Raw genomic sequence first — 288 nt, forward strand, 5'->3', positions numbered from 1 at the left:
TGAGGATCACCAGCCGGGTTTTCTCGCTCAGGGCGGCGGCAAATTGCCGCCAGTCGACGCGAAAATGCGGCGGCTGCAGCGCAATACGACGTAACTCGCCGCCGGCCAGCGCCACCGCGGGGGCGTAGCTGTCATAGCTGGGATCGAAACAGATCACCTCGTCGCCGCGGCGCACCAGGGCGGTGATCGCCGCATACAGGGCCTCCGTCGCGCCGGCGGTGACCGTGATCTCGCTGTTAACGTCGGGCTGGTAACCATACAGCTCCGCCGTCTTCCCGGCGATCGCCT

At 66.7% G+C, this 288-nt stretch carries 1 protein-coding gene; it reads right to left on the reverse strand.

Annotated elements, in window-relative coordinates; translation table 11 throughout:
- Positions 1 to 288: aminotransferase class I/II-fold pyridoxal phosphate-dependent enzyme (locus ACSIPU_RS31150; RefSeq protein ID WP_435322567.1), on the reverse strand; the 288-nt coding region annotated here is incomplete at both ends.

It is taken from the genome of Klebsiella sp. HN106 (assembly GCF_051209435.1).
In the GTDB taxonomy this organism is placed as follows: Bacteria; Pseudomonadota; Gammaproteobacteria; order Enterobacterales; family Enterobacteriaceae; genus Klebsiella; species Klebsiella oxytoca.